General features: G+C 53.0%; 1 protein-coding gene and 1 pseudogene. Both read left to right on the top strand.

The genetic code is table 11. The features are described 5' to 3' along the window. A pseudogene (locus TH25_RS24455) lies at positions 1-379 on the top strand (methyl-accepting chemotaxis protein); the annotation flags it as partial. A 563-nt stretch (positions 380-942) separates the two neighbouring features. Then, positions 943-2,644: methyl-accepting chemotaxis protein (locus TH25_RS25590; protein ID WP_309471296.1), on the top strand; the 1,702-nt coding region annotated here is incomplete at its 3' end.

Below are 2,644 nucleotides of genomic sequence, written 5' to 3'. Positions count from 1 at the left end.
AAAGGCCACCGATGAAATTGCCGGGCAGATTACCGGCATTCAGAAATCGACTGGCGAATCCGTCTCGGCCATCGAAGCCATCGGCAGCATCATTGAAAACATCAATGAAATTGCCACCACAATCTCGGCCGCGATCGAACAGCAGGGCTCGGCGACCAATGAAATCACCCGCAACGTCCGCGGCGCGGCAGACCGGACCCGGGCGGTTTCAAAATCCATCAATGATGTCGCCAGCGAAACGTCAAAAACCGGCGAACTGTCGGGTCAGGTGCTCGAAACCGCCCAAACCGCCGCGCAAAAGGTGGAAAACCTGCGGGAACGTATTGGCACGATCCTCGAAGACCTGCGCAAACAGGCCCACGATCGTGCAGCATCCTGACGATAGCTGCATAAACAGCGCCGGATGATTTCCGGCCCTGTGACTGAACACATCGAAAACACTTTACCCCGTCTTTCCAGGCGGGGTTTTTTATTGCCCAAACACTTTATTTTCAAATGAATTTTCAAATGATGCGCAACTTTAGGTCATATCATCATTTACAGAGGAATAAGAAAGACAGTTATTGGCATAATTTAACCATACGCCTGTATATAAAACAAACCAATTACTTGAACTTTGGTAGTATGTTATACATAAATCAATCAATTCGGGGACAGGCCAGTTGGGGACAATCAACATTCTGGCCAAAAGAAATACCTGAAACATTTTTAATATTCGAGCAGTCGCAGATCTGCGTCTGCCCGGTACGGTATTGTGAAAACGGCATGGTCCTGACTGAAATTCCCGTAAATGGGCCAGGGTTTTCATAAACCAGCCGCAGAACACGGGGTTAAGACTTTATGCAACAGAATACGGGAAGCCGGAACCAGCGAAAATCCGTGCAAAAAAGTGGCATGGGAGTTCGAGGCAAACTGCTCGTTTCCTTTGCACTGGTTGGCCTGATGGCTGTCATCGCCGCGGCGGTCGGCGCACTGGCTTTCGGGCAATTTGGCTCGCAGCTTGACAACATTACCGAACAAAAACTGCCACCCATGTTCAGCGCCCAGCAACTTGCGACCGAAAGTGCTGAAATCGTGGCAATTGCCCCGCGTATTGTTGCCGCATCGACCCCAAAGGAAGAGGAAAGCGTCAAAGCCGACCTTGACCGGCGCATTATCTCGTTGAAAAAACAGATCGCGGGATTACGCCAGTCGGGCATCCAGTCTGCAACGCTCGACGAAATTGAAAGCAACAGCGCGAATTTGCAGGAAACGCTGTCAAAACTGCACGAACTGACGCAGAAACGTTTCAAGATCGGCGAAGAAAAAGCTGAAAAGCTCAAAGACTTTCAAAATATGTCTGAACGCTTTGTCAGCACGCTCAAACCGCTGATGACGGTGACATCAAACCAGTTGGGCCAGATTTCGGAAATGGTGCAGGACCTGCGTCAAAGTCCGGTTGCCCAGACCCGTCAACCGCGCGAAGACCTGATTTCCTCGCTGTTCAAATATCATGACAGCGTTTCCAAACGCGCCCCGCTCGTCGCCCTGACCAATATTGGCAACCAGGTTTCCAATATTATTATTGGTGCCGCCTCCGAACGGGATATGACACGCCTGTCCATTGTCGGTGTCCGGGCCCGCGGCAGCTACAGCGATGCCAAAAACATGCTCAAGGATCTGGGCAACCCCAAACTGATCAAGTTTTATGAAGACCTGATCGGCAAGATGGAAAAGCTTTCGGTCGGGCCGGACAGTATCCCCGATTTGCAAAGCCGCGAATTACAGGCAGCAATTGATTCCCAGAAACTTGTCACCCAGGCCGCTGAAGTCGCCCGTGCGATGGGGGCAAGCGTGGATCAGGTCGTCGAGGCATTGCAGGAAGGTGTAGACAGTGCTGCCTCTGACGCCCGCGAATTGCAAAAGCAAAGCTCGCTTATTCTGTATATTGTTGCGGCAATCGCCGTCTTGCTGTCCCTGGCCATTTACGTGATTTATGTGCGTGGAAACCTGCTGCGTCGTCTTGGCGGCTTGCAGCAAACCATGATCCAGCTTGCAGATGGCAATCTTGACGTTACCGTCCCCGCCAGGGGCAATGACGAAATTTCGGCGATGGGCCGTGCTGTCGAAGTCTTTAAGGACAATGCCCTGAAAGTTCGCGAAATGCAGGCCGAAGCCGAACGCCTGAACCGCGAACGCAACGAGGCCCTGCGTGATGAATTGCTGGGCCTGGCCGACACCCTGCAAGGGGAAGTGGAAAGTGCTGTTGGCGAAATCGCTGCCCTGGCCGAACAGCTTCAGGGTGTGTCCGGCCAGATGACGAACAGCGCCGGAAAGGTTTCGGACCAGAGTGAAGATGTTGCAAACTCGGCCCGCGAAGCCACCAACAATGTTGAAACCGTGGCTGCCGCAACCGAGCAACTGGCGGCATCGAATGCGGAAATCAACCGCCAGATGGCGGAATCAACCCGCATTTCCAATGAAGCTGCCCAAAAAGCACGTGAAACCAACGACCTGGTTAACAGCCTGTCGCAGTCGGCCAATCGCATTGGCGAGGTGATCGCCCTGATCACCGATATTGCCGAGCAAACCAACCTTCTGGCCCTTAACGCCACCATCGAGGCGGCACGTGCTGGCGATGCCGGCAAGGGCTTTGCCGTGGTTG

The organism is Thalassospira profundimaris (assembly GCF_003326755.1).
GTDB classification, from domain to species: domain Bacteria; phylum Pseudomonadota; class Alphaproteobacteria; order Rhodospirillales; family Thalassospiraceae; genus Thalassospira; species Thalassospira profundimaris_B.
This window is presented reverse-complemented; position numbering and strand designations above follow the sequence as displayed.